Origin of the sequence: Heyndrickxia camelliae, assembly GCF_002844575.1 — a bacterium.
In the GTDB taxonomy this organism is placed as follows: Bacteria; Bacillota; Bacilli; order Bacillales; family Bacillaceae_C; genus Margalitia; species Margalitia camelliae.
Window position 1 is genome coordinate 53,946 of the sequence record NZ_PIQO01000021.1, and the last position, 22,148, is coordinate 76,093.

General features: G+C 37.4%; 24 protein-coding genes. 2 read left to right on the forward strand and 22 right to left on the reverse strand.

Going from position 1 to position 22,148, the window contains the following annotated elements; translation table 11 throughout:
* Positions 1–134: 134 nt before the first annotated feature.
* From wecB to rho, 17 genes are all read right to left on the reverse strand, one after another.
* The gene (wecB, locus tag CWO92_RS20440) at positions 135–1,262 is read right to left on the reverse strand and encodes a non-hydrolyzing UDP-N-acetylglucosamine 2-epimerase (RefSeq protein ID WP_101356062.1); all 1,128 of its coding nucleotides are present in this window, start codon (positions 1,260–1,262) and stop codon (positions 135–137) included.
* A 129-nt stretch (positions 1,263–1,391) separates the two neighbouring features.
* On the reverse strand, positions 1,392–2,021 hold the full coding sequence (gene upp, locus CWO92_RS20445) for a uracil phosphoribosyltransferase (RefSeq protein ID WP_101356063.1): 630 nt from the start codon (positions 2,019–2,021) through the stop codon (positions 1,392–1,394).
* 209 nt (positions 2,022–2,230) lie between these two features.
* Positions 2,231–3,472, reverse strand: a complete 1,242-nt coding sequence (gene glyA, locus CWO92_RS20450; protein WP_133120592.1) for a serine hydroxymethyltransferase — start codon at positions 3,470–3,472, stop codon at positions 2,231–2,233.
* A 242-nt stretch (positions 3,473–3,714) separates the two neighbouring features.
* The gene (locus CWO92_RS20455) at positions 3,715–4,263 is read right to left on the reverse strand and encodes a TIGR01440 family protein (RefSeq protein ID WP_101356065.1); all 549 of its coding nucleotides are present in this window, start codon (positions 4,261–4,263) and stop codon (positions 3,715–3,717) included.
* 19 nt (positions 4,264–4,282) lie between these two features.
* Positions 4,283–4,729, reverse strand: coding sequence for a ribose 5-phosphate isomerase B (gene rpiB, locus CWO92_RS20460; RefSeq protein ID WP_101356066.1), 447 nt, complete (start codon positions 4,727–4,729; stop codon positions 4,283–4,285).
* A 111-nt stretch (positions 4,730–4,840) separates the two neighbouring features.
* Positions 4,841–6,127, reverse strand: a complete 1,287-nt coding sequence (locus tag CWO92_RS20465; protein ID WP_101356067.1) for a methyl-accepting chemotaxis protein — start codon at positions 6,125–6,127, stop codon at positions 4,841–4,843.
* A gap of 14 nt (positions 6,128–6,141) precedes the next feature.
* Complete coding sequence (locus CWO92_RS20470) at positions 6,142–6,576, reverse strand: low molecular weight protein arginine phosphatase (protein WP_101356068.1); 435 nt, start codon at positions 6,574–6,576, stop codon at positions 6,142–6,144.
* Positions 6,577–6,769: 193 nt separating this feature from the next.
* On the reverse strand, positions 6,770–7,321 hold the full coding sequence (locus CWO92_RS20475) for a manganese efflux pump MntP (RefSeq protein ID WP_101356069.1): 552 nt from the start codon (positions 7,319–7,321) through the stop codon (positions 6,770–6,772).
* 90 nt (positions 7,322–7,411) lie between these two features.
* Positions 7,412–8,476 (reverse strand): L-threonylcarbamoyladenylate synthase, encoded by a 1,065-nt coding sequence (locus CWO92_RS20480; RefSeq protein ID WP_101356070.1) that lies wholly within the window; start codon positions 8,474–8,476, stop codon positions 7,412–7,414.
* A 203-nt stretch (positions 8,477–8,679) separates the two neighbouring features.
* Entirely contained in the window at positions 8,680–9,123 is a 444-nt protein-coding gene (locus tag CWO92_RS20485; protein ID WP_101356071.1) for a hypothetical protein, read from the reverse strand.
* Positions 9,124–9,270: 147 nt separating this feature from the next.
* Positions 9,271–10,044: a stage II sporulation protein R gene (spoIIR, locus tag CWO92_RS20490; protein ID WP_101356072.1), complete on the reverse strand. Its 774-nt coding sequence runs from the start codon at positions 10,042–10,044 to the stop codon at positions 9,271–9,273.
* A 120-nt stretch (positions 10,045–10,164) separates the two neighbouring features.
* Positions 10,165–11,037 (reverse strand): peptide chain release factor N(5)-glutamine methyltransferase, encoded by an 873-nt coding sequence (gene prmC, locus CWO92_RS20495; RefSeq protein WP_101356073.1) that lies wholly within the window; start codon positions 11,035–11,037, stop codon positions 10,165–10,167.
* Positions 11,037–12,107, reverse strand: a complete 1,071-nt coding sequence (gene prfA, locus CWO92_RS20500) for a peptide chain release factor 1 (RefSeq protein ID WP_101356074.1) — start codon at positions 12,105–12,107, stop codon at positions 11,037–11,039. The genes prmC and prfA overlap by 1 nt, the downstream gene beginning before the upstream one ends.
* 237 nt (positions 12,108–12,344) lie before the next feature.
* Positions 12,345–12,740, reverse strand: coding sequence for a hypothetical protein (locus CWO92_RS20505; protein ID WP_101356075.1), 396 nt, complete (start codon positions 12,738–12,740; stop codon positions 12,345–12,347).
* 91 nt (positions 12,741–12,831) lie between these two features.
* Positions 12,832–13,449, reverse strand: a complete 618-nt coding sequence (locus CWO92_RS20510; RefSeq protein ID WP_101356076.1) for a thymidine kinase — start codon at positions 13,447–13,449, stop codon at positions 12,832–12,834.
* A gap of 351 nt (positions 13,450–13,800) precedes the next feature.
* Complete coding sequence (gene rpmE / locus CWO92_RS20515; protein WP_055741423.1) at positions 13,801–14,001, reverse strand: 50S ribosomal protein L31; 201 nt, start codon at positions 13,999–14,001, stop codon at positions 13,801–13,803.
* A 225-nt stretch (positions 14,002–14,226) separates the two neighbouring features.
* Positions 14,227–15,516, reverse strand: a complete 1,290-nt coding sequence (rho, locus tag CWO92_RS20520) for a transcription termination factor Rho (RefSeq protein ID WP_101356077.1) — start codon at positions 15,514–15,516, stop codon at positions 14,227–14,229.
* Between the two features lie 271 nt (positions 15,517–15,787).
* Between rho and CWO92_RS20525 the strand changes: the two genes are divergently transcribed.
* Positions 15,788–16,045: a hypothetical protein gene (locus tag CWO92_RS20525; RefSeq protein ID WP_101356078.1), complete on the forward strand. Its 258-nt coding sequence runs from the start codon at positions 15,788–15,790 to the stop codon at positions 16,043–16,045.
* Between the two features lie 164 nt (positions 16,046–16,209).
* On the opposite strand, the gene glpX is transcribed toward CWO92_RS20525, so the two are convergent.
* The 5 genes from glpX to CWO92_RS20550 all read right to left on the reverse strand — a co-directional run bounded on the left by glpX (position 16,210) and on the right by CWO92_RS20550 (position 21,248).
* A complete protein-coding gene (gene glpX / locus CWO92_RS20530; RefSeq protein WP_101356079.1) occupies positions 16,210–17,175 on the reverse strand; it encodes a class II fructose-bisphosphatase in 966 nt (321 codons plus the stop codon).
* A 137-nt stretch (positions 17,176–17,312) separates the two neighbouring features.
* Positions 17,313–18,596: a UDP-N-acetylglucosamine 1-carboxyvinyltransferase gene (gene murA, locus CWO92_RS20535; protein WP_101356080.1), complete on the reverse strand. Its 1,284-nt coding sequence runs from the start codon at positions 18,594–18,596 to the stop codon at positions 17,313–17,315.
* 173 nt (positions 18,597–18,769) lie between these two features.
* Positions 18,770–19,411: a fructose-6-phosphate aldolase gene (fsa, locus tag CWO92_RS20540; protein ID WP_101356081.1), complete on the reverse strand. Its 642-nt coding sequence runs from the start codon at positions 19,409–19,411 to the stop codon at positions 18,770–18,772.
* A gap of 303 nt (positions 19,412–19,714) precedes the next feature.
* Complete coding sequence (locus CWO92_RS20545) at positions 19,715–20,569, reverse strand: class II fructose-bisphosphate aldolase (protein WP_101356082.1); 855 nt, start codon at positions 20,567–20,569, stop codon at positions 19,715–19,717.
* A 301-nt stretch (positions 20,570–20,870) separates the two neighbouring features.
* Positions 20,871–21,248: a response regulator gene (locus CWO92_RS20550; protein WP_101356083.1), complete on the reverse strand. Its 378-nt coding sequence runs from the start codon at positions 21,246–21,248 to the stop codon at positions 20,871–20,873.
* Between the two features lie 349 nt (positions 21,249–21,597).
* Between CWO92_RS20550 and CWO92_RS20555 the strand changes: the two genes are divergently transcribed.
* Positions 21,598–22,119 (forward strand): DUF2529 family protein, encoded by a 522-nt coding sequence (locus tag CWO92_RS20555; protein ID WP_235851645.1) that lies wholly within the window; start codon positions 21,598–21,600, stop codon positions 22,117–22,119.
* The last annotated feature ends 29 nt before the right edge of the window (positions 22,120–22,148 follow it).

Genomic DNA, 22,148 nt, shown 5'->3' on the forward strand with positions numbered 1-22,148 from the left:
TGAGATGAGTGATAAAAAAAGAGGTGGGACAAAACGCAGTGAAAATCAAAAAAACGCATGAAATCAAATTTAAAAACCTTGATTTCATGCGTTTTTGCTTTCGTAGATTTGACGAATTTCAATGATTTTTTTACTTATGTCCCAGCCTCTTCCTTAAAATACTCTGTTATTACGTTAACAATACGGCGAGATGCTTGTCCATCACCATACGGATTGGAAGCTTTGGCCATTTTATCATGGATCTGTTGATCTGTAAGCAATTCTGTCGCTAATCGATAGATTGTTTCTTCTTCAACACCTGCAAGTTTTAATGTTCCTGCCTCAATTCCCTCTGGGCGTTCCGTTGTATCTCGTAATACTAAAACGGGAACTCCTAAGGATGGAGCTTCTTCTTGCACGCCGCCTGAATCCGTTAATATTAAGTACGCATGATTAGCGAAGTTATGAAAATCAATCACATCTAAAGGCTCTATTAAATGAATTCGCGGATCATTCCCCAATATTTCATCCGCTAATTCTCGAACAACTGGATTTAAATGAACAGGGTATACAACTTGAACATCTGACTGTTCATTTACGATTCGCTTTATAGCGCGAAACATATTTCTCATTGGTTCCCCATGATTTTCACGTCGATGAGCTGTAAGCAGAATAAGACGATCGTCTCCCACTTTTTTAAGAATTTCATGAGTATATTCCTCTTTTACCGTTGTTTGAAGAGCGTCGATAGCTGTGTTGCCAGTAACATAAATACTGTCTTTCTTTTTACCCTCAGAAAGTAAATTTTGAGCTGATTTTTCAGTTGGAGCAAAATGAATATCCGCGAGAACACCAGTTAATTGGCGGTTCATTTCCTCAGGATACGGAGAATATTTATTCCATGTACGCAAACCAGCTTCCACATGTCCAACAACAATTTGATTGTAATAAGCAGCTAAGCTTGCGATAAATGTTGTAGTAGTATCACCGTGAACAAGGACTATATCCGGTTTTACTTCCTTCATAACCTTATCTAATCCTTCAAGGCCTCTTGTTGTAATATCGATTAAAGTTTGGCGGTTCTTCATGATATTTAAATCATAGTCAGGAGTTATTTGAAAAATAGCCAAAACCTGATCCAGCATTTCTCTATGTTGTGCCGTCACCGTGACAATGGATTCAAACTTGTCAGGATATTTCTGTAATTCAAGAACTAGCGGCGCCATTTTAATAGCTTCAGGTCTTGTACCAAAAATAGTCATGACTTTAATTCGTTTATTCATAAGTAGAGTCTCCCTTTAAAAGGCCTATTTATTTACTTTAATTCGACTTTTTCCCCATAAATAAGCAACTAGTATAAAATCACTATCGCTAATTTATACATAACAACCATTTTTCAGAAAGCCTATTGTTTACTTTGTACCATATAGACGATCTCCAGCATCCCCTAAGCCCGGTACAATATAGCCATGGTCATTCAATTTTTCATCTAATCCAGCAATATAAATATCCACATCTTCATGTGCTTCTTGTATTGCCTGAACACCTTCAGGAGCTGCAATTAAACACATAAATTTAATATTTTTTGCGCCGCGCTTTTTCAAGGAATTTATCGCTTCAACCGCTGATCCACCAGTTGCAAGCATTGGGTCAACAAGAATAAAATCACGTTCTTCTACATCATTTGGCAGCTTTACATAATATTCAACCGGCTTTAACGTTTCTGGATCGCGATAAAGTCCAACATGTCCTACTTTAGCAGCCGGGATCAACTTTAAGACTCCGTCTACCATTCCAAGTCCTGCTCGTAAAATAGGAACTATCCCGATCTTTTTCCCTGAAAGGGTTTTTGATTTTGCCTTGCATACTGGTGTTTCTATCTCAATTTCTTCAAGAGGCATGTCCCTAGTAATTTCAAATGCCATAAGGGTAGCTACCTCGTCCACTAGTTCGCGAAATTCTTTTGTTCCTGTATTTTTATCACGGATGATAGTTAGTTTGTGTTGAATTAGTGGGTGATCAATTACATATACATTACTCATGAATGATTCTCCTTTTTATGTATTTGCTAATTTGTTGCACAGTATTTTGATTATAACCACGGGTAGGATAACATATCCTGATTTTTATGTTTTTGCCTACTAAATACTATAACGTATCCTTTTAATTTTCCAAACCAATTTTACACGAAAAAGGAGTTAGACCTCAAGGCTTGACCTTTGATCTAACTCCTTTGTAGGATTTAATCCTATTATTTGTTCGGATAAAGAGGAAATTTACTCGTTAGTTTTGCAACACGCGTCCGAGCTTCTTCCAATTTTTCCTCATTATCGTGATTTTTTAAAGTAAAAGCAATAAGAGATGCAATTTCATCCATTTCTTCGAGACCAAATCCTCTAGAAGTAACCGCAGCTGTACCAATACGGATACCACTTGTTACAAAAGGACTTTCAGTGTCAAACGGGATGGTATTTTTGTTGACTGTTACTCCTATTTCATCCAATACTTTTTCAGCCAATTTGCCTGTAATATTTAATGAACGAACATCTACTAATAAAAGATGATTATCCGTCCCTCCAGAAACAAGCTCTAAGCCCTCGCTTTTTAAAGACTCTGCTAAACGTTTAGCATTATCTACTATTTTCACAGCATATTCTTTAAAGCTATCTTGCAGCGCTTCCCCAAATGCAACTGCTTTTGCAGCAATAACATGCATCAATGGACCGCCTTGAATTCCAGGAAAGATAGATTTATCAATTTTCTTTGCAAATTCTTCTTTACATAGAATCATTCCGCCACGCGGACCGCGTAATGTTTTATGAGTTGTAGTGGTTACAAAGTCAGCGTATGGAACCGGGCTTTGGTGAATACCTGCAGCAACAAGACCCGCAATATGCGCCATGTCCACCATCAAATACGCACCGACTTCATCGGCAATTTCACGGAATTTCTTAAAATCTATTTCACGAGGATAAGCACTTGCACCAGCAACAATTAGTTTAGGCTTATGTGTACGTGCTTTTTCCAAAACATCTTCATAGTTAATATAGTGCGTTTTTTCATCTACACCATATTCAACAAAATTGTATTGAATACCACTGAAGTTTACAGGGCTTCCATGTGTTAAATGGCCCCCATGTGATAAATTCATTCCAAGAACAGTATCCCCTTGTTCAAGAATAGTAAAATAAACTGCCATATTTGCTTGCGCACCTGAGTGTGGCTGTACATTGACATGCTCAGCTCCGAAAATTTGCTTTGCACGTTCACGCGCAAGGTCTTCCACCACGTCCACATATTCACAGCCACCATAGTAACGGCGTCCAGGATAACCTTCAGCATACTTATTTGTTAATACTGATCCTTGTGCTTCCATGACCGCTTCACTAACAAAGTTTTCAGAAGCAATTAATTCAATTTTTGACCGTTGACGACCAAGTTCGTCACAAATAGCTTGATAAACTGCTTTATCTTGCTGGGCAATGTTACTCATCATAATCCCCCTTGTGCAAATATCAGTATGAAAATACTTTTTTATTCTATCATAATCTTTTGAAAGATGGTGATGATTTTAGAATGTTTCATGTCTCGGTAATAACCTTTCCCTCTTTTATTGGCAAAAGGAAAGAGCACCAAACTATATAATAGATCAAAAGTCCTTTCGCTAGATTATTCAACTATATAAAAAAGAAAAGGAGATTTTGCATATTGGCAAAATCTCCTTCAGACTCGTTATTATTCGTATACTGCTCGCGGGCCTCCGATTAGTTTCGGACGTGTTTTGGCTAAGGTCACATGTGCAGATCCTATTTGATTTAGTGAAGCGCGAACAGGGACTGTAACATGTTTTAGATGCATTCCGATGAAAGTATCCCCGATATCCATTCCTAAATCCGCTTTGATAAACTCTACTAAGATAGGGTCTTCAAGATGTTCATAAGCATAGGTTGCCATTGCTCCTCCAGCTTTCCTAACAGGGATAACAGCTACTTCTTCCCACCCCTTATTCTCTGCTACCTTTCGATCTACTACAAGCGCACGATTTAAATGTTCACAGCACTGGAATGCAAGATGAACCCCGTGTTTTTTAGCAAAAAAATAGAGATTATCATATATTAAGGAGGCTACCTCCATAGTTCCCGAAGTGCCTATTCTTTCTCCCATTACTTCCGATGTAGAACACCCAATTACCATTACCTGCCCTTTTTTTAAAGTAACTTGGGATGAAAAATCCATTAGTATTGTTTGTAACTGTTTCTCTATTTGGGCTAGATCACTTTTCAAATCGGGATACCTCCCTTATTTATGAGTGTGTTTCTTCGTAAGTGGTTAACTTTTCAATACGTCGCGCATGACGTCCACCTTCAAACTCCGTTGTGAGCCATACTCTTGCAATTTCTCTAGCAAGTCCCGGACCAATAACTCTTTCCCCCATCGCTAATACATTACTATCATTATGCTGGCGAGTCGCCTTCGCACTGAATACATCATGTACTAGGGCACACCGAATTCCTTTTACTTTATTGGCAGATATGCTCATGCCTATCCCCGTTCCGCATATTAAAATCCCTCTATCAAACTCCCCTCTAGCTACCTTTTCCGCTACAGGCAATGCATAATCAGGATAGTCTACGGATTCTTCGCAGTCACAGCCAAAATCTTCGTATTCCAACCCCATTTCCTCTAATAATCCTTTTATTTCCTCACGAATGTGAATGCCCCCGTGATCAGATGCCAATGCTACTTTCATTGTCAGTTCCCCTTTCTTTTATCTACTATAATTTTCACATATTCCATCAAAAATATAAATAAGAAAGCTTTCCTGAAAATAAAATAAAAAACCAAGACATTATGTCTCGGCTTATAAATGAAAACGCGCAATTGTACTTTTTAATTTTTCAGCATGACCTTTCAAATCAAATGCTAATTGATCAATGGTTTCCATCACATTCGCTTGCTCCTTCGTTGCTTCTGTTACTTCTTCTGCCCCAGCAGACGTTTCTTCAGCAATAGCTGCAACCTCTTGTGATTGCTGGGATGTCAGTTGAATACTCTCCATTTGCCTATCGACTAAACCGGAGATGCCCTTTACTTTTTCTGCAACCTCATGAATAATTTCTGTCATCTTTTCAATCACCTGATTTGTTTTTGTTCCTTTTGCCGCTTCTTGATTAGCAGACTCAACCTGACTAGAAATATGCTCAACAACACTCTCCACTTCTTGTTGAATTCGATGGATTAATTCTGTAATTCCTTGAACTGCTTTCCCGCTTTCATCCGCAAGTTTCCGAACCTCTTCAGCTACAACAGCAAATCCCTTCCCATGCTCTCCAGCACGTGCTGCTTCTATGGATGCATTTAATGCTAAGAGATTTGTTTGTGCTGCAATGTCTCCAACAAGTAAAATAATTTGCTCAACCTCTTTTGCATTGTCCTCTAATCTTTTAACTGCTTGTAAAGAGTCTTGATTTTCTTTAGCCAATTTTTCTATTCCGTTGACAAGAGAAAACACGACATCTTGACTTTCCTTTAATTCTGCGAGCATTTCTGTTGAAACCTGTTCTGATGATCTAGCGTTATCCTGTACCTGCTCTGCAATCCGTATCATATCTTGCGCTGATTCTGCTGTTGATTGAATGGCAATTGCAGAACTTTCAGCTCCTGCCGCAATTTCACTAATTGTTTGGGCAATCCCCCCAGCTTGTGCCCGTGCACTTGAAGCCTTTTCAGAAATGGTGATGACATTCTCGTTTGTTTGTTGAAAATTCGCTTCAATACTTTGTACCATTTCTCGTAGATTAGCTAACATATCATTAAAAGCCAACCCCAAAGAGCGAATTTCATCATCTGACTTAGGTAATAAAACATCTGTATGTATATTTCCTTGACTAGCACTTATTGCCGCTTTTTCTAAGCGTTGTAATGGTTTCGTAATAAATCCTGCCACCAAAAACGCTAGAATACCTGTCCAAATAACCCCTAGTAATAATGTAATTAGGGTAAATAAAGATTCACTCATTTTTATAGCAAAATGGCTGTAAACAAAATTCAAACAGAACATACTAGTAGAGTATGTAATAATTGCCAAAATGGTTACAAATAAGACTAGCTTTTTCCTTAAGCTGAATTTATATCTCTTTTTCCCCATTTGAAGTACCTCTTTCATAATTTTTTCATCATCTCTTTAATAAGCTCTTCCAACTCCATGTACGTTTTTCTATATATATCAAGGCTCCCTCCATAAGGATCATTTACATCCATGTCGACTTTAGAATCATAGACAAACTCCTTTAGCGTAAAAGTCTTATCTGCAGCCTGAGGGTGTTGATAGATAACCGTTTCTTTATGTCCTTCCGTCATGGTAAAAATATAATCCGCCCATTGTATATCTTCTTTTGTCAGCATCTTGGATGAATGCTGATGATGAATATTGTTTTCTTGAAGTACTTTAATAGCATTCTCCGCTGCATTACTTCCGTTTGAGGCAAAAATTCCTGCTGATCTAACCTTTATATCGTCCATTTTTTTATTTTTTAAAATCGCTTCTGCCATTGGGCTTCTGCAAGTGTTACCAGTACAGATAAATAAAATATTCAATGTGTTATAACCTCCATTTTTTGAGGATATTGTTTCAAAGTTTTTGCTTTTATTATAGTGGAAAAGACCTAGTTTCCATAGTCAATATCCCAAAAGAATAATAATATTTTGTGAAATATACAAGAAGTACTCGCGGAAAGTATCCAGCAATACCGCTTGTTAACTAAAAAAACACACCTAACAGTGTGTTTCTTTATGGTAAAAGTAATTTAATGCCAAAAGCAAAAAGAATGCTTCCACCTAAGACTTCACTATATGTACCAAGCAAGCCTTGTGCCTTTCTACCAATGATGAGCCCTGCCCAAGTCAAGATGGTTGCAGCAATTCCAAAGCAGACGACTACTGCAGCGGCCCTTGCACCAAATATTCCCAAAGACAAACCCACCGAAAAGCTGTCCAAACTTACACTAAATGCAAATAACAGAAGCCCCCAGCCCTCCGGCTTAATAATATTTCGCTCCTCTTTTTTAAAACTGGAAATAATCATTTGTATGCCAAGCACGATAATTAAAATTCCTCCAATATATTTGGTTATAGTTCCAAATGTATCAGATAGAAAATGGCCTGCAAGCATTCCAATCAAAGGCATCCAAACATGAAAAAAGCCGATGGTTAGTCCTATATAGAATATTTGTTTATAGCGGAGTTGGAACATCCCCATTCCAATTCCAACTGAAAATGCATCCATTCCTAGCGCAAAGGCCATTAACATTAATGTGAATAGTTCTGCGATGACTCCTGTCATATATTTTTTCCTCCTTCGGACATGCCTATTGAATACTTATGCATACCGAAGTAGGTTTAGAATCATCGAAATAAAAATCAGATAATCCCTTTAAAATTTTGGCGATTCATTCCCATAAATCCATTTATGACCCGCTGCCTTTTCCAATCTATTCATAATAGCAAGTCCTACTCCTTCTGTTGGAAAAACCTCTGAATAAATAATATCTACATTCTTACTATTAAAAGACCTTAAGGTATCGTAAAGCTTATTTGCTACAGTGAATAAATCCTCACGACTACCGCAAGCCCTAACAACATCCGCATCGTACATATTAGCGGTTTCCTCCGTAGCAATTACACCAACAGCTAAACCCTCATCATGGCATTTATTCACCAACTGCTGAATAAATTCCGGTTGACCATCCACTAAATAAACAGGGGCATTAGGTGCATAATGTGTATATTTCATCCCTGGTGCTTTCGGCTTGGACTCTAGATTCTCATGTAGAGCAGGGTCAATTTCCACATTCCCAATTTCTCTTTCCATCGCTTCCTTTGTTATACCGCCTGGACGTAATATAACAGGAACTTCCGATGTACAATCCACAACCGTTGACTCCACCCCAATACCTGTTTCACCGCCATCCAAAATACCAGAAATTCGCCCATTTAAATCTTCTTTCACATGCTCTGCAGTTGTTGGACTTGGTTTTCCTGAGCTATTTGCACTCGGCGCTGCAATCGGCAAATTAGCTGCATTTATAAGTGCTAATGCCAGCCGATGATCAGGCATTCTAATACCTACAGTATCTAATCCCGCTGTTACCTTTTTGGAGACCGCATTGGATTTAACTTTGAAAATAATGGTTAAAGGTCCTGGCCAAAACTTTTTTATTAATTTCTTGGCTGTATTCGGAATCTCTAATACTAATTCATTTAATTGAGAAAAATCCGCAATATGGACGATGAGCGGATTATCACTTGGCCTTCCTTTCGCTTCATATACCTTCGCAATTGCTTCATCAGAGGTTGCATTCGCTCCCAATCCATATACAGTCTCTGTCGGGAACGCTACCACTTCATTTTGTTTAAGTAAATTGGCTGCCTCCACAACTTGTGGATTACTTTCTAAATTATCCACATTATTATCCACATTCCATTTTAATGTTTTCATTTCTTTTCACCTTTTCTATTTTGACGCTTCTCCAATAAAATTATTGGAAAAAGTAGATATTTGTCGAATGTCTAGACCATTATGGTAAAAATTATACTGAATAGGATAGCATTCAACAAGGGATTATCCACATAATGTGGATAATTTTGCATTTACAGTGGATAACTATTGGGAATTATGTGAATAAAACAATTCCATATATACTAAATTGCCTTCTTCATAAAAATAATTCCATCTAATGTCCCTACTTGCTTTACATGCGAAGAATATTGGAGTTCTTCCGGTACAGATTCATTTGTCACCCTCTCAAAACCCATAATCTGTAATAGAGGAATAAACACTTCCTTATTTGTAATCAACATTAATGTGGACAACTTTTTATATTTTGCCAAGTTATACACATGTTGAAAAAGTTGTATAAGTCCCTCTTCTTTAACAGTGGAGCGAACAGCAAGTGACCTGAGAACTCCAATTCTCTCGACAGGCTCAATTCCCAGTACCGATGTTATATTTCCTTTTTCATCCTCACTTAATACAAAATAGTCTATCCTTTCTTTTATTCCATCACAGTTTAATTTTGCATCTGTTAAAAAGGCAATAATTTTATCCATATCTGCATTTTCTGCTTGACGAATCATCTCTACCATTTTCTCATACCTTTCCTGTTATTTTGATTGAATCTAGCAATCTTCTATACTTCATCCATATGTAATGAGGCATAAAATAGAACAAGAAAATGAGAAATATATCTGCGAAATCCATTAAGAAAAAGCGCATGAATGCGCTTTTCTGTACTAAAATATTTTTTTAAACAGTTCTACAACAAAAAACTTTACTTGTACATCATCGTCTTTTTCCGCTGTAAAAACTGGAGCCTTAGGTTTACTCTCGGTTTTCTCCACTTGATTTTGTTCCTTTGTGGATATCTCCTTTTCTTCTTGTTTTTTACTATTATTCTTAATAGTAGTATCCTCTTTCTTTTTAGGGCTTGTAATGGAATTAGTTTTTGCTTTTGGCTCTTTATCATTTTTTACTTTTTTATCTTCATCAATTCCTGGACTTACAGCCACTCCATTAGAAAAGTCTAAAAAGCATAGCGGCGGATACAGGACACACCACCAATTTGCTCCTTCACCCTTACCCAGAGTAATCAAAATAGCTTCATATTTCCCTGCTGGATATAAATACTGCCCATATAGCTTTGTAGGAAACTGTACCTTACTGAATTCTACCTTTACGGCTTGATTGCTATTTTCTTCTTTTACTACATTTAAAGCAATTTGTTCTAGATCCGGCAAATGAGATTTAATAACTTTACGAGCTGTTTTAAGAGAATCAATATTTTGCACCCATTTTGTTATATTTTTATTTACCTCATCTCTTACTTTTCTCTTTAATGCCTGATCGCCAGGAGTATCACTATTTGCTAATATTCTTAGTCGTATTGCCTCTTTTGGAATGACTATCGTGTCCTTTGCCGCAGTTTCTTGTTTTGGTATATATAAACTCAATATAGTACTAAGAGATAATACAACAATATATATCCATGCGATAGATTTGTTTTTCATTGCCCACACCATCCTTCTAAAAACAGTTTGGACAAAAGGAGGAATTCTTAAACTAGTAAACTTGAAAAAATTTTCTTAGATTTGGTTGTGTTTATTCATCGGATAAAATAAAATACCGGGTTACTTAGAACCCGGTATCATGCAGAATACCATTCGATCTTTTCCATTTATATCATTTACAATTTCTACCTTACTGTTAGCAAAGGTTTCTGTTAGTAGTTTCGCAACTTGCTCCCCTTGACCAGCTCCAATCTCAAAACCAATAAGAGCATGATTGGAGATAACGGATGGCAATTCCTCCATAAAGCGAACATAAAAGTCCAATCCTTCTTTTCCCCCAAATAGAGCAAGATGCGGCTCATGGTCTTTAACCACAGCAGAAAGCATGTCTATGTCCCGGTCTGGAATATAAGGGGGATTAGATAAAACAATATCAACCTTTTCCTCACCTATCATCGGCTGAAGCAAATCACCTTGTTTAAAGCTAATATCAGCATTTAACTCCCTTGCATTTTCCTGTGCAACACATATTGCATATGGTGAAATATCTATTGCAGTAACGGATAAAAATGGACATTCCAGTTTCATGGTAACCGCAATAGCCCCACTTCCAGTGCCAACATCGACCATCTTTAAACCACTTTTGTCCGGAAAATGTTTCCCTATACGCTGAATAGCGCCTAAAACTAACTCTTCCGTTTCTGGTCTTGGTATTAAAACATGTTCATTCACACGAAATTTCCTGCCATAAAACTCCTCATAACCAATAATATGCTGTACAGGTGTTCCTTGCGCATGTTCCATTACAGCATGTTCGAATTTCACTTGAATATCTGAAGGAAGTTCCATTCTTACATCTGCGTACAGTTGAGCCCTCGTTTTACGTAGAAACGCACAAAGTAGAATTTCACCAGCATTTGCATCTCGATTATTTTCTTGTAAAAAAGAAGAAGCCCATTTGAGGGCTTCAAACACTTTAAGGTGCCCGACCATTATTCGTCCACACTTTCAAGTTTACTGGATTGGTCTTCTAAAATTAATGCATCTATAACTTCATCAAGCTTTCCTTGCAGAATTTGGTCAAGCTTTTGAATGGTCAAACCAATACGGTGGTCCGTAACACGATTTTGCGGGAAATTATAAGTACGAATACGTTCAGAACGATCTCCAGTCCCAACAGCAGATTTACGGTTTGCATCATATTCTGCTTGCGCTTCTTGCTGGAATTTATCATATACACGTGCACGAAGAACCTTCATCGCTTTTTCCTTATTTTTAATCTGGGATTTTTCATCTTGACAGGAAACAACGATTCCAGTTGGTAAATGCGTTAACCGTACAGCCGACATGGTTGTATTAACACTCTGACCGCCAGGACCGCTGGAAGCAAACGTATCCACGCGAATATCCTTTTCATGGATTTCCACCTCAACTTCTTCCGCTTCAGGCAAAACCGCAACGGTTGCTGTTGAAGTATGAATTCTTCCTCCTGATTCGGTTTCAGGAACGCGCTGAACACGATGTGCACCGTTTTCAAATTTTAATTTTGAATAGGCCCCATGTCCATTAATCATAAAAATAATTTCTTTATATCCGCCTACACCAGTAGTGCTAGCTTCAATTACTTCCGTTTTCCAGCGCTGTGATTCAGCATATCTGCTATACATGCGATATAGGTCACCAGCGAATAATGCAGCCTCGTCACCGCCGGCAGCTCCACGGATTTCCATAATAACGTTCTTATCATCATTAGGATCCTTAGGAATAAGAAGGATTTTGAGACGTTCCTCGAGGTTTTGAATTTGCTCCTCTAACTCCCCGATTTCCTCCTTTACCATTTCACGCATTTCAGGATCAAGCTTTTCTTCTAGCATTGCTTTTGCATCTTTGTATTGCTGACTAATCTCTTTATACTCGCGATATGCTTGAACTGTTTCTTGAATATCAGATTGTTCCTTTGAGTATTCTCTTAATTTTTTTGTATCATTTATCACAGCAGGGTCACTTAAAAGCTCATTTAGCTTATCATAGCGATCCTCCACAGCTTGTAATCGATCAAACATGGCACTCACCTCAATCTTATAGCCCCAGATATAAGGGACTATTGCTTTACGTTCATTTTTTCCACACTGGTACTATTATATAATACTCAGGATTTACCGTAAAGCAACTATGAAAAAAGCATAAGTGCTCTCTATTGGAGTTTAGATGGGGGAAATATATTTTTTAATTTCACCTTCGTATACTTTAATGCAAGAATTAGGATCCGATACATTAAAAATGACTTTAGTATCAGATCTTTATTTTTCTTCCAATTTTACATTTATCCTATACTGCGGTAGGGCTTTTTTTAATCTTTTATGCACATCTGCTTCTCTTCTCATTCTTTCATGTGTACTCATTCTATTTCTGGTATGAGCAGTTACCCACATATTATTTCCGTTTATAGAGACGGAGACCAGCTGGTATTCTTTATAAGTTCTCATAATTCTCTTCGCTGTATTGACCTCGGCTCCTAAAGTTTCCGTTTGACCATTCAAATCTACCTGTTTGCGAGATGGATCGGGAGACTCCGAGCTTAAACGCTGGTATTTTACGTGCCCGTTTTCGCCATTTTCAGCCTTTTCATCTTTGTTCTGTAGGCTGCAGCCAGTCATGATTAAGCATACTAAAATACATATAAACGGTTTCCACACAAACAAACACCTCCATATGTTTATTATGGAAACTTCTTGAATAAAATATCCGAGTCCTAAAAAACAAAAAAACTAAACCCGATTGTCAGGCTTAGTTTGATTTAACTACTTGATTGATTTGAATACTCTTTCCAGATGGCACTTCGTGATGATGACGGCACCGTGCTTCATATGCCTCCGATGCACCAACTAAGATAACAGGATCTTCATAACAAGCTGGATTCCCATTAATTAATCTTTGTGTTCTACTTGCAGGGGAGCCGCAAATAGTACACACCGCTTGCAACTTAGTTACTTGCTCAGCAACTGACATTAATTGTGGCATTGGCCCAAAAGGTTCACCACGAAAATCTTGATCAAGCCCCGCTAGAATAACACGATATCCTTTATTCGCCAAAGCTTGTACTACATCTATAATTTCATGGTCAAAAAACTGAGCTTCATCAATGGCAATGATATCTACCTTGTCATGAATAAAGTTGAAAATGTCCTTTGCCATTTCGATTGGGTGAGCAATAACAGAGGTACCGTTATGGGAAACAACTGATTCTTCACTATAGCGATTATCTATTTTCGGCTTAAAAACAAGGATTTCTTGTTTGGCGAATTGGGCACGACGAATACGTCTGATCAATTCCTCCGATTTACCGGAAAACATACTTCCACAAATAACCTCAATCCAGCCAGAATGATGATTCAATATATACATTTCTTCCGTTCATCCTCCCCTGATTTACCTAATTATCGTTCATTATATTAAATTTGCGCGAATTAAAAAATGCATAGCGCCTTAATCTACAGCATACGGATTTCGCAGTCTTCGACTGAGATAAAGGAAACACACCGAGATTGCTCACGAGCGAGCCGATGTTGACTTATCGTAGGGAGGAGACGTAGAAATCCACTAGCCGATAGACGCTAAAGCTAAACGTAGACAAATTGTAAAGAAATTAACCATACGCCTAGGTTTTATAATTCCATTGGACAATAAAAAACAGGCAAGCAATCTTGCCTGTTTTTCAGGTTATTCAACTTGTAGCATAAAGCTATCAAGCTTATCTTATTTAAGACCGTATTTTTTATTGAAGCGGTCAACACGTCCATCTGCAGAAGCAAATTTTTGACGTCCAGTATAGAATGGATGGCACTCAGAGCACACCTCTACACGAATCTCACTTTTCACTGAACCACTTTCAAATTCATTACCACAAGCACATTTAACTAGCGCTTTTTTGTAATCAGGATGAATACCTGCTTTCATTCTTTTCATCTCCTTTGCCCTGAATCATTTCGAGACAGAGTTATATATTCCTTTGCGGTAACCCGCAAGAATTTTTCATAAACACATGAATTAATTATAGCAAGCACTCTATCGAAATGCAACTGTACAATTACAATAAATCATTTCCAATTTTCTTACAAACTTTCTCCAATCTGGATTAAGGAAAGACCTTGCATTTACTTAACAGAATCCTCCCTCTTAACATTAAACTGTTCGTTTTCCAGTACCTGAAGGACTTTTCTTCATCTCCATCGTCAACAACTCGAAGAAGTCCTGATTGGTCTTAGTTTGTCGCAGCTTCCGCAAAAGCTTCTCCGCGAAATCTGGTGAATCTGTCATTGATTTGCGAATAGCCCATAGCTTGTCCAAATGTTCTTTTGGAATTAATAATTCCTCTTTACGTGTACCGGAACGACGAATGTCAATTGCCGGGAAGATTCGTTTTTCCGCTAACGAGCGATCTAAGTGGAGCTCCATATTACCTGTTCCTTTGAATTCCTCGTAAATCACATCATCCATCCTTGAGCCCGTATCTACTAATGCGGTTGCAAGTATGGTCAAACTACCGCCCTCTTCAATATTCCGTGCAGCTCCAAAGAACCGTTTTGGTCTATGAAATGCAGCAGGGTCAATACCTCCTGATAAAGTTCGTCCGCTTGGAGGAATAACTAAATTGTATGCACGTGCTAAACGAGTAATACTATCCATAAGAATGATAACATCTCTCTTATGCTCTACTAGTCTCATAGCACGTTCCAGTACTAACTCCGCTACTTTAATATGATTTTCCGGAACCTCATCAAATGTGGAGCTAACAACTTCTGCAGCGACGGAACGTTCAATATCCGTTACTTCCTCTGGTCTCTCATCTATTAATAAGACAATCAGTTCTGCTTCAGGATGGTTCTCCGTAATAGAATTAGCAATTTCTTTTAAAAGAATCGTTTTTCCTGCTTTTGGAGGCGCAACAATTAATCCACGTTGTCCAAAACCAACTGGAGCAATTAAATCCATAATTCTTGTAGATAGCTTTGTTGGAGTTGTTTCTAAATTAATTTGACGATCTGGGTATAGTGGCGTCAAGGCAGGGAAATGGACACGTTCTTTTGCTGACTCTGGATTATCACCATTCACAGCTTCTACATGCAGTAATCCATAGTAGCGTTCATTTTCTTTTGGAGGTCGAACTTTACCGGAAACTTTATCGCCATTACGCAAATCAAACCTACGAATTTGTGAAGCAGAGATATAAATATCTTCTGAACTTGGAGAGTAGTTAATTGGTCTAAGGAACCCGAAACCTTCCGATTGGATAATCTCTAAGACACCCTCCATAAAAAAGTAGCCCTCTTGCTCCGCTCTAGCCTTTAAAATAGCAAAAATAAGTTCCTTTTTTGTCAATTTACTATAATAGGAAATTTTATATTCTCGAGCTAATGAATATAGCTCCTTTAATGTCATATTTTCAAGACTTGTAATTGATAAACCTTCCATATATACACCACACTTTTATATTTTTTGAAATTGTTAATGGTAGGAATAGATTTTTATTATTGTAAGAAGAGACTGAATATTAAGAAGTTTATGGAGTGCATAAAAAGCTTTCTTATTCATTCATTTTAACAAAGGCTCTTTTCTTAAACTGTATTACTTCTTTCTTTTTTTTGGAAATCTATTCTTCCATTTACCTCAGAATGGTAACTTAAAGAAAAGATGCCCCAAATTAACCATGATTAATTTGTTGAACAATACACGAAGAGAAATAATGAATTCGAAAAAAATTTTTAAAACAATATCTATTTTAACCATATTTATTGAAAAGAATCAACATGAAAGGTTATTTTCTGAAATTTTACTGCTTTTTAAAGCAATTATATATATGAAAGAACAAAATATGAAGGAAGAACTTGAGTTGAAAAATAAGGAATGGGGTGATAATCCTCTTTCTTATCGGAATAGTTTTAGACTGTTTGCTTTGCAAAAGGTGGCCACTTATGTGAAACCACCTCTTGATTCCACTTAGAGTTCTTTTCCTATACAAGGATTTTTAATAAAAATGCTTGTATACATCCTTTAATAAGTAAAGAATGAAAATGATTTGAAACAGAAGAGTCATCCCAAAACTAAGTCTGCAATTGGATTAACAATTTGCAAACATTACCATTTAATAAGAACAAGACATCCTAATTAAGGCTTAATGACAAGATTAGGCTTTTTCTTTAGGCTATGCTGCCCTTCAATAAAACGAACAGTACCAGATTTCGCCCGCATCACGATGGAATGGGTTGAACCATAGGAGCCTTTAAATTGGACACCGCGAAGCAACTCACCATCTGTTACTCCAGTGGCAGAAAAAATAGCATCGTCCCCACACACTAGATCATTCATTCTTAATACTTTGTGAAGGTCCAGCCCCATACCTTTGCAACGCTCTACTTCTGCATCATTTTGAGGTAAAAGTTTGCCTTGTATTTCACCACCAAGACATTTTAATGCTACTGCTGCAATAACTCCTTCCGGTGCTCCGCCAGAACCAAACAAAATGTCTACACCAGTATGATCAAATGCTGTATTAATTGCCCCGGCAACATCGCCATCATTAATTAATTTTATACGAGCACCTGCTTCTCTAAGTTGGGCAATAATATGTTCATGTCGTGGCCGATTCAATACAGTAGCCACTACATCTTCAATATCTTTGTTCTTCGCCTTCGCCACTGCTTTTAAATTATCCATAATGGGAGCATTAATATCAATCTGTCCCACTGCTTCCGGTCCTACTGCAATCTTATCCATATACATATCAGGAGCATGAAGTAAATTCCCGTGATCTGCAACAGCTAAAACAGCTAATGCATTCCAGCCTCCAGATGCAACAATATTTGTCCCTTCCAGCGGGTCAACAGCTACATCCACACGAGGACCGTAACCGGTTCCTAACTTCTCGCCAATATATAGCATTGGCGCCTCATCCATTTCACCTTCTCCAATAACAACTGTGCCTTTCATTGGTATTGTATCAAATACATCCCTCATCGCACTCGTAGCAGCATCATCCGCTTCCGGCTTTTTACCACGCCCCATCCATCTTGCTGAAGCAAGTGCAGCTGCTTCCGTTACACGGACAAGTTCCATAGATAGACTTCGTTCCATTGCCTTTTCCCCCTACTACCTTAAAAATTTATTACACATCATTCGATTAATTGTATATCACATTGACTTGATTATTATAACATATTTAATATTCAATGTGTTATACAGTTTAATTAAATAGTAGGGGTTATTCAATATTAGTTTTTAAGCTGCTCAATTTCTTCTTCCGTCATTTTTTCACGCCAAATGGTAGCTCCTAAGCCATTTAACTTATCAACTAAATCGCTGTATCCTCTATCAATATGTTCCAATCCGGAAACCTCAGTTATCCCTTCGGCCATCAATCCTGCGATAACGAGAGCAGCTCCTGCACGAAGATCACTTGCTTTTACTTTTGCACCTTGCAACGTGACTGGACCGTTCACGATAGCCGCTCTGCCTTCCACCTTAATATTCGCGTTCATTCTTCTTAATTCATCAATATGTTTAAATCTTGCTGAATATATGGTATCTGTTACCACAGCGGTTCCATCAGCTCTTGTTAATAGAGATGTAAATGGCTGCTGAAGATCAGTTGGAAATCCCGGATAGACTAACGTTTTAATATCTACAGCCTTTAATTGTTCCCCTTTACCGATATAAATTTGTTCATCGCCTGTTTCTATCGGTACGCCCATCTCTCTTAATTTTGCAATTAATGATTCCATATGATGTGGAATCACATTATCTATCAAGACACCTTCTCCAACGGCAGCACCTAAAATCATATAAGTCCCGGCTTCGATTCGATCAGGAATAATGGTATGCTTGCAACCAGTAAGGCTTTCTACTCCTTCTATTCGAATGATATCAGTCCCAGCACCCTTAATCTTAGCACCCATATTCGTTAAGAGTGTGGCTACATCAATTATTTCTGGTTCCTTTGCAGCGTTTTCAATAATGGTCTTACCTTTTGCCTTGACGGCTGCCAGCATAATATTAATCGTTGCACCCACACTTACTACATCTAAATAAATGCGTGCACCTTTTAATTCGTCTGCACGTAAATAAATGGCTCCTTGTTCATTCGTAACCTTTGCGCCAAGTGCCTCAAATCCTTTAATATGCTGATCAATTGGACGAGGTCCCAAATGACATCCTCCAGGCAGTCCAATAACAGCCTTTTTAAATCTGCCAAGCATTGCACCCATCAAATAATAAGACGCACGTAATTTTTTTACCTTACCATTCGGAAGCGGCATGGAAACCATTGACCTTGGATCTACCATCATGTCTCCATTTTCAAATGTTACGTTCCCACCAATTTCTTCTAATAATGACTTTAATATTTGCACATCAGAAATATCGGGTAGTCCTTCAATCGTTACAGGGGATTCTGCTAAAATAGTAGCAGGAATTAGGGCAACCGCACTATTTTTTGCACCACTAACCTTTATTGTTCCTTTTAGTGGGTATCCCCCTGCAATTTTAAGCTTTTCCATTTTAAACTCCCTTCCATGGTTCTTATTTATCAAATGGTTTTCATTACCATTAATGTTATCAATAAAAAAGACAGTATTGTTGTTAGTATAAACTAATATCCTAAAAACATGTAAATAATTTTTAGGGATTTTTTTGGCATTTTCTAACACCTTTTAAATATAGCATAAAACAATTACTTACGGTTATTCCAATCATTTAAAAAGGCTTCGATACCCTTATCCGTTAGCGGATGTTGAAATAGCTGCATAATTACTTTGTAAGGTACCGTAGCAATATGTGCACCAGCTAAGGCGGCTTCTGTTATATGCTGCGGATGACGAATAGAGGCTGCGATTATTTCTGTATTTATTCCATGAATTGCAAAAATTTCAGCAATAGTACGAACAAGATCTACCCCATTTTGTCCAATATCATCTAAGCGCCCAAGAAATGGTGAAACATAGGATGCTCCGGCTCTTGCAGCCATTAATGCTTGATTGGCACTGAAAATTAAGGTGACATTCGTTTTTATTCCTTCTTTCGCAAAAGTATGTACCGCCTTTAAGCCTTCCGGAGTCATCGGAACTTTAATCGTTATGTTCGGTGCAATTTTTGCAAGCTGTCTTCCTTCCTTAACCATCCCTTCTGCATCAAGAGCAATAACCTCAGCACTCACAGATCCAGGAACTAATGCGGTAATTTCCTTCAACCTTTCTTCAAATGAAATATTTTCTTTCGCTACTAGAGATGGATTTGTTGTTACCCCAGAAATAATACCCAATTCATATGCCTTTTCAATTTCATTCATATTTGCTGTATCGATAAAGAACTTCACTAGTTATCACTCCGTTTCATATAATTAGCGTCTTTTCTAGCTGCACCGACAATCGACTAGCAATCTTCCGGTCTCCTCCCTACGATAAGCGCGGGCATCGACTAATCCCTCGCCGTTGCTGCCTTTATCTCAGTCGAAGCCATACAGGTGAAATTTGCACTTTGATTTCTACAGTTTGTACGTCGATGAGCGCGGCGGTTTCGCTTTTCTTTCTTATAATAATAAACGGAAACCGCCCTTTTATAAAGGCGGTTTCTCATTGATGTTTATTCTGCGTTTGTATAGATTATGTTAAAAATATTATTATGCTTTGTTAGAAGAACCAAATTCACGGATTTTACCGATTACTGTTTCTTTAATAGCGTCACGTGCAGGTCCTAAGTATTTACGTGGATCATACATTTCAGTATTTTCAGCTAGTACTTCACGTACACGTTTTGCAGAAGCAATTTGGTTTTCAGTATTAACGTTAATTTTTGCTGTTCCTAAAGAAATAGCTTTTTGAATATCTTTTGTAGGAATTCCAGTTCCTCCATGAAGAACTAGTGGAAGACCAGTTGCCGCTCCGATTTCTTCCATTTCCTTAAATCCTAGGTTTGGTTCTCCTTTATAAGGACCATGTACAGATCCAAGTGCAGGAGCAAGAGTATCAATTCCTGTACGTTGTACTAACTCTTGGCATTCCTTAGGATCTGCATAGATGATTCCACCTACAACATCATCCTCTTGACCACCGACAGTTCCAAGCTCTGCTTCCACAGAAACACCTTTTGAATGTGCGTATTCTACTACTTTAGAAGTAATTTCCACATTTTCATCAAATGGATGGTGTGAAGCATCAATCATTACAGAAGTGAAACCAGCATCGATTGCTTCTTTACATTTTTCAAAGCTAGAACCATGGTCTAGGTGAATTGCAACAGGTACTGTGATTTTATAGTCTTCCATTAAACCTTCAACCATTTTTACAACGGTTTTAAATCCGCCGATATATTTACCAGCACCTTCTGAAACTCCGAGAATAACAGGTGAGTTTTCCTCTTGAGCAGCTAAAAGAATAGCTTGGGTAAACTCTAGATTGTTAATATTAAATTGACCTACTGCATAACGGCCATCTTTTGCCTTGTTAAGCATTTCTTTCATAGAAACTAATGGCATACTATTTCCTCCTTCATCTTATCAAAATGTTATAGAAAGGTTTCATCATTATCATTCACAAACATTTTGACTTCATACAGGTTTATACGGCAATTTCATCATATCAAACTACCGCCTTTTTTACCAATAAGCGAGGCCTAAATTTTGAAGAAGTAAAATTTAAAATTTTTACTTTTGTTACATATTAGAATTATGATTAAATGAAGCCTTTTCAAGCAACATAGGAAGGCTTTTATACAATGTGTTACAATGAAAAATATCTTTTTTTCAAATATATGTATGGATTACATTTCATGCCGAACTATTTTTTCAAAGGTAAATAATTTCTTACTGCTGAACGAATATCATCAATGTCAAATGGCTTAGCAAAATGTGTAAGTGCGCCTAAGTCTTTTGCCTCTTGAATCATATCTAATTCTCCATAAGCAGTCATAATAATCACTCTTATATCCGGATCAATTTTTCTCATCCTTTTTAATATCTCAATACCATCCATTCCAGGAATTTTCATATCCAATAGCACAAGATCAGGCGAATGTTTTTCTGTAATGTCTAACGCCTGAACACCATTGGCCGCTTGAAATGTACGGTAACCTTCTTTTTGCAGGACTTCATTAAGCAGAATGCGAATACCAAACTGATCATCTACAATCAGAATTTTTTCTTTCCCTTCACCCATCTTTTTTACCCCCAATTTTCCGGTTTTAAAATAATTATGTATAGTCTTTCTAAATAATGTAGCTTAGATTATGGATATATCCACTTTGTTTAATTTTGGCTTCCAACCTAAACAAGAATTTTTTAATAATATTAATGCTATCTCCTCTCCTTTTTGAGTATTTCCCTTTGTCTTATGATATTAATTGTATTATTCTTCTAAGTATAGTTCTATTTAAGTATGAATTTTTCCTGCTAAATGTCAAAGGCTAACGATAATAAAAATGTATTTAGAACGGATACCTCCCTCCTGAACGTGGACAGACCAATAATATATACCCAAGAGAATGGAGTGTTAAACCTTGTTAAAAATGTTTTTAACACAATTAAATGGTTTGCAACAGAGAATATTTGAAAAAGAGGAAGAAGATATTGAGGATACGGCTAGACTTCTGGCTCAAGCAGCTATTGGAGAAGGAAAAGTTTATATAAAAGGATTCAATGAAATGGAAGCAGTATGCAGTGAAGCTTTTTCAGGGGCTGAACCCTTAAAATATGCTGCACCTCTTCAAAATGAAAACAGCTTAACAGACGCTGACCGTGTCTTAATCTTTACACGTTTTACCTCAGATGAAGCAGCAATTTCGCTGGCAAAAAAATTAAGAGCACATGAGGTCCCTTTTGCTGTTGTTGCCGGTACAGTTAAATCCGCCGAAGAAGATTTAGCGGAAATAGCAGATATCCATATTAATACAAATTTAATGAAACCAATGCTGCCTTCCGAAACTAGTGATCGAGTTGGATTTCCATCTGCATTAATAGGGCTATTTATTTACCATTGTATAAAATTTCAATTAGACGAAATAATGTCTGAATACCTTGAAGAAAATTAAAAGAGGCTGGGACAAAACCCTCCTCTGAA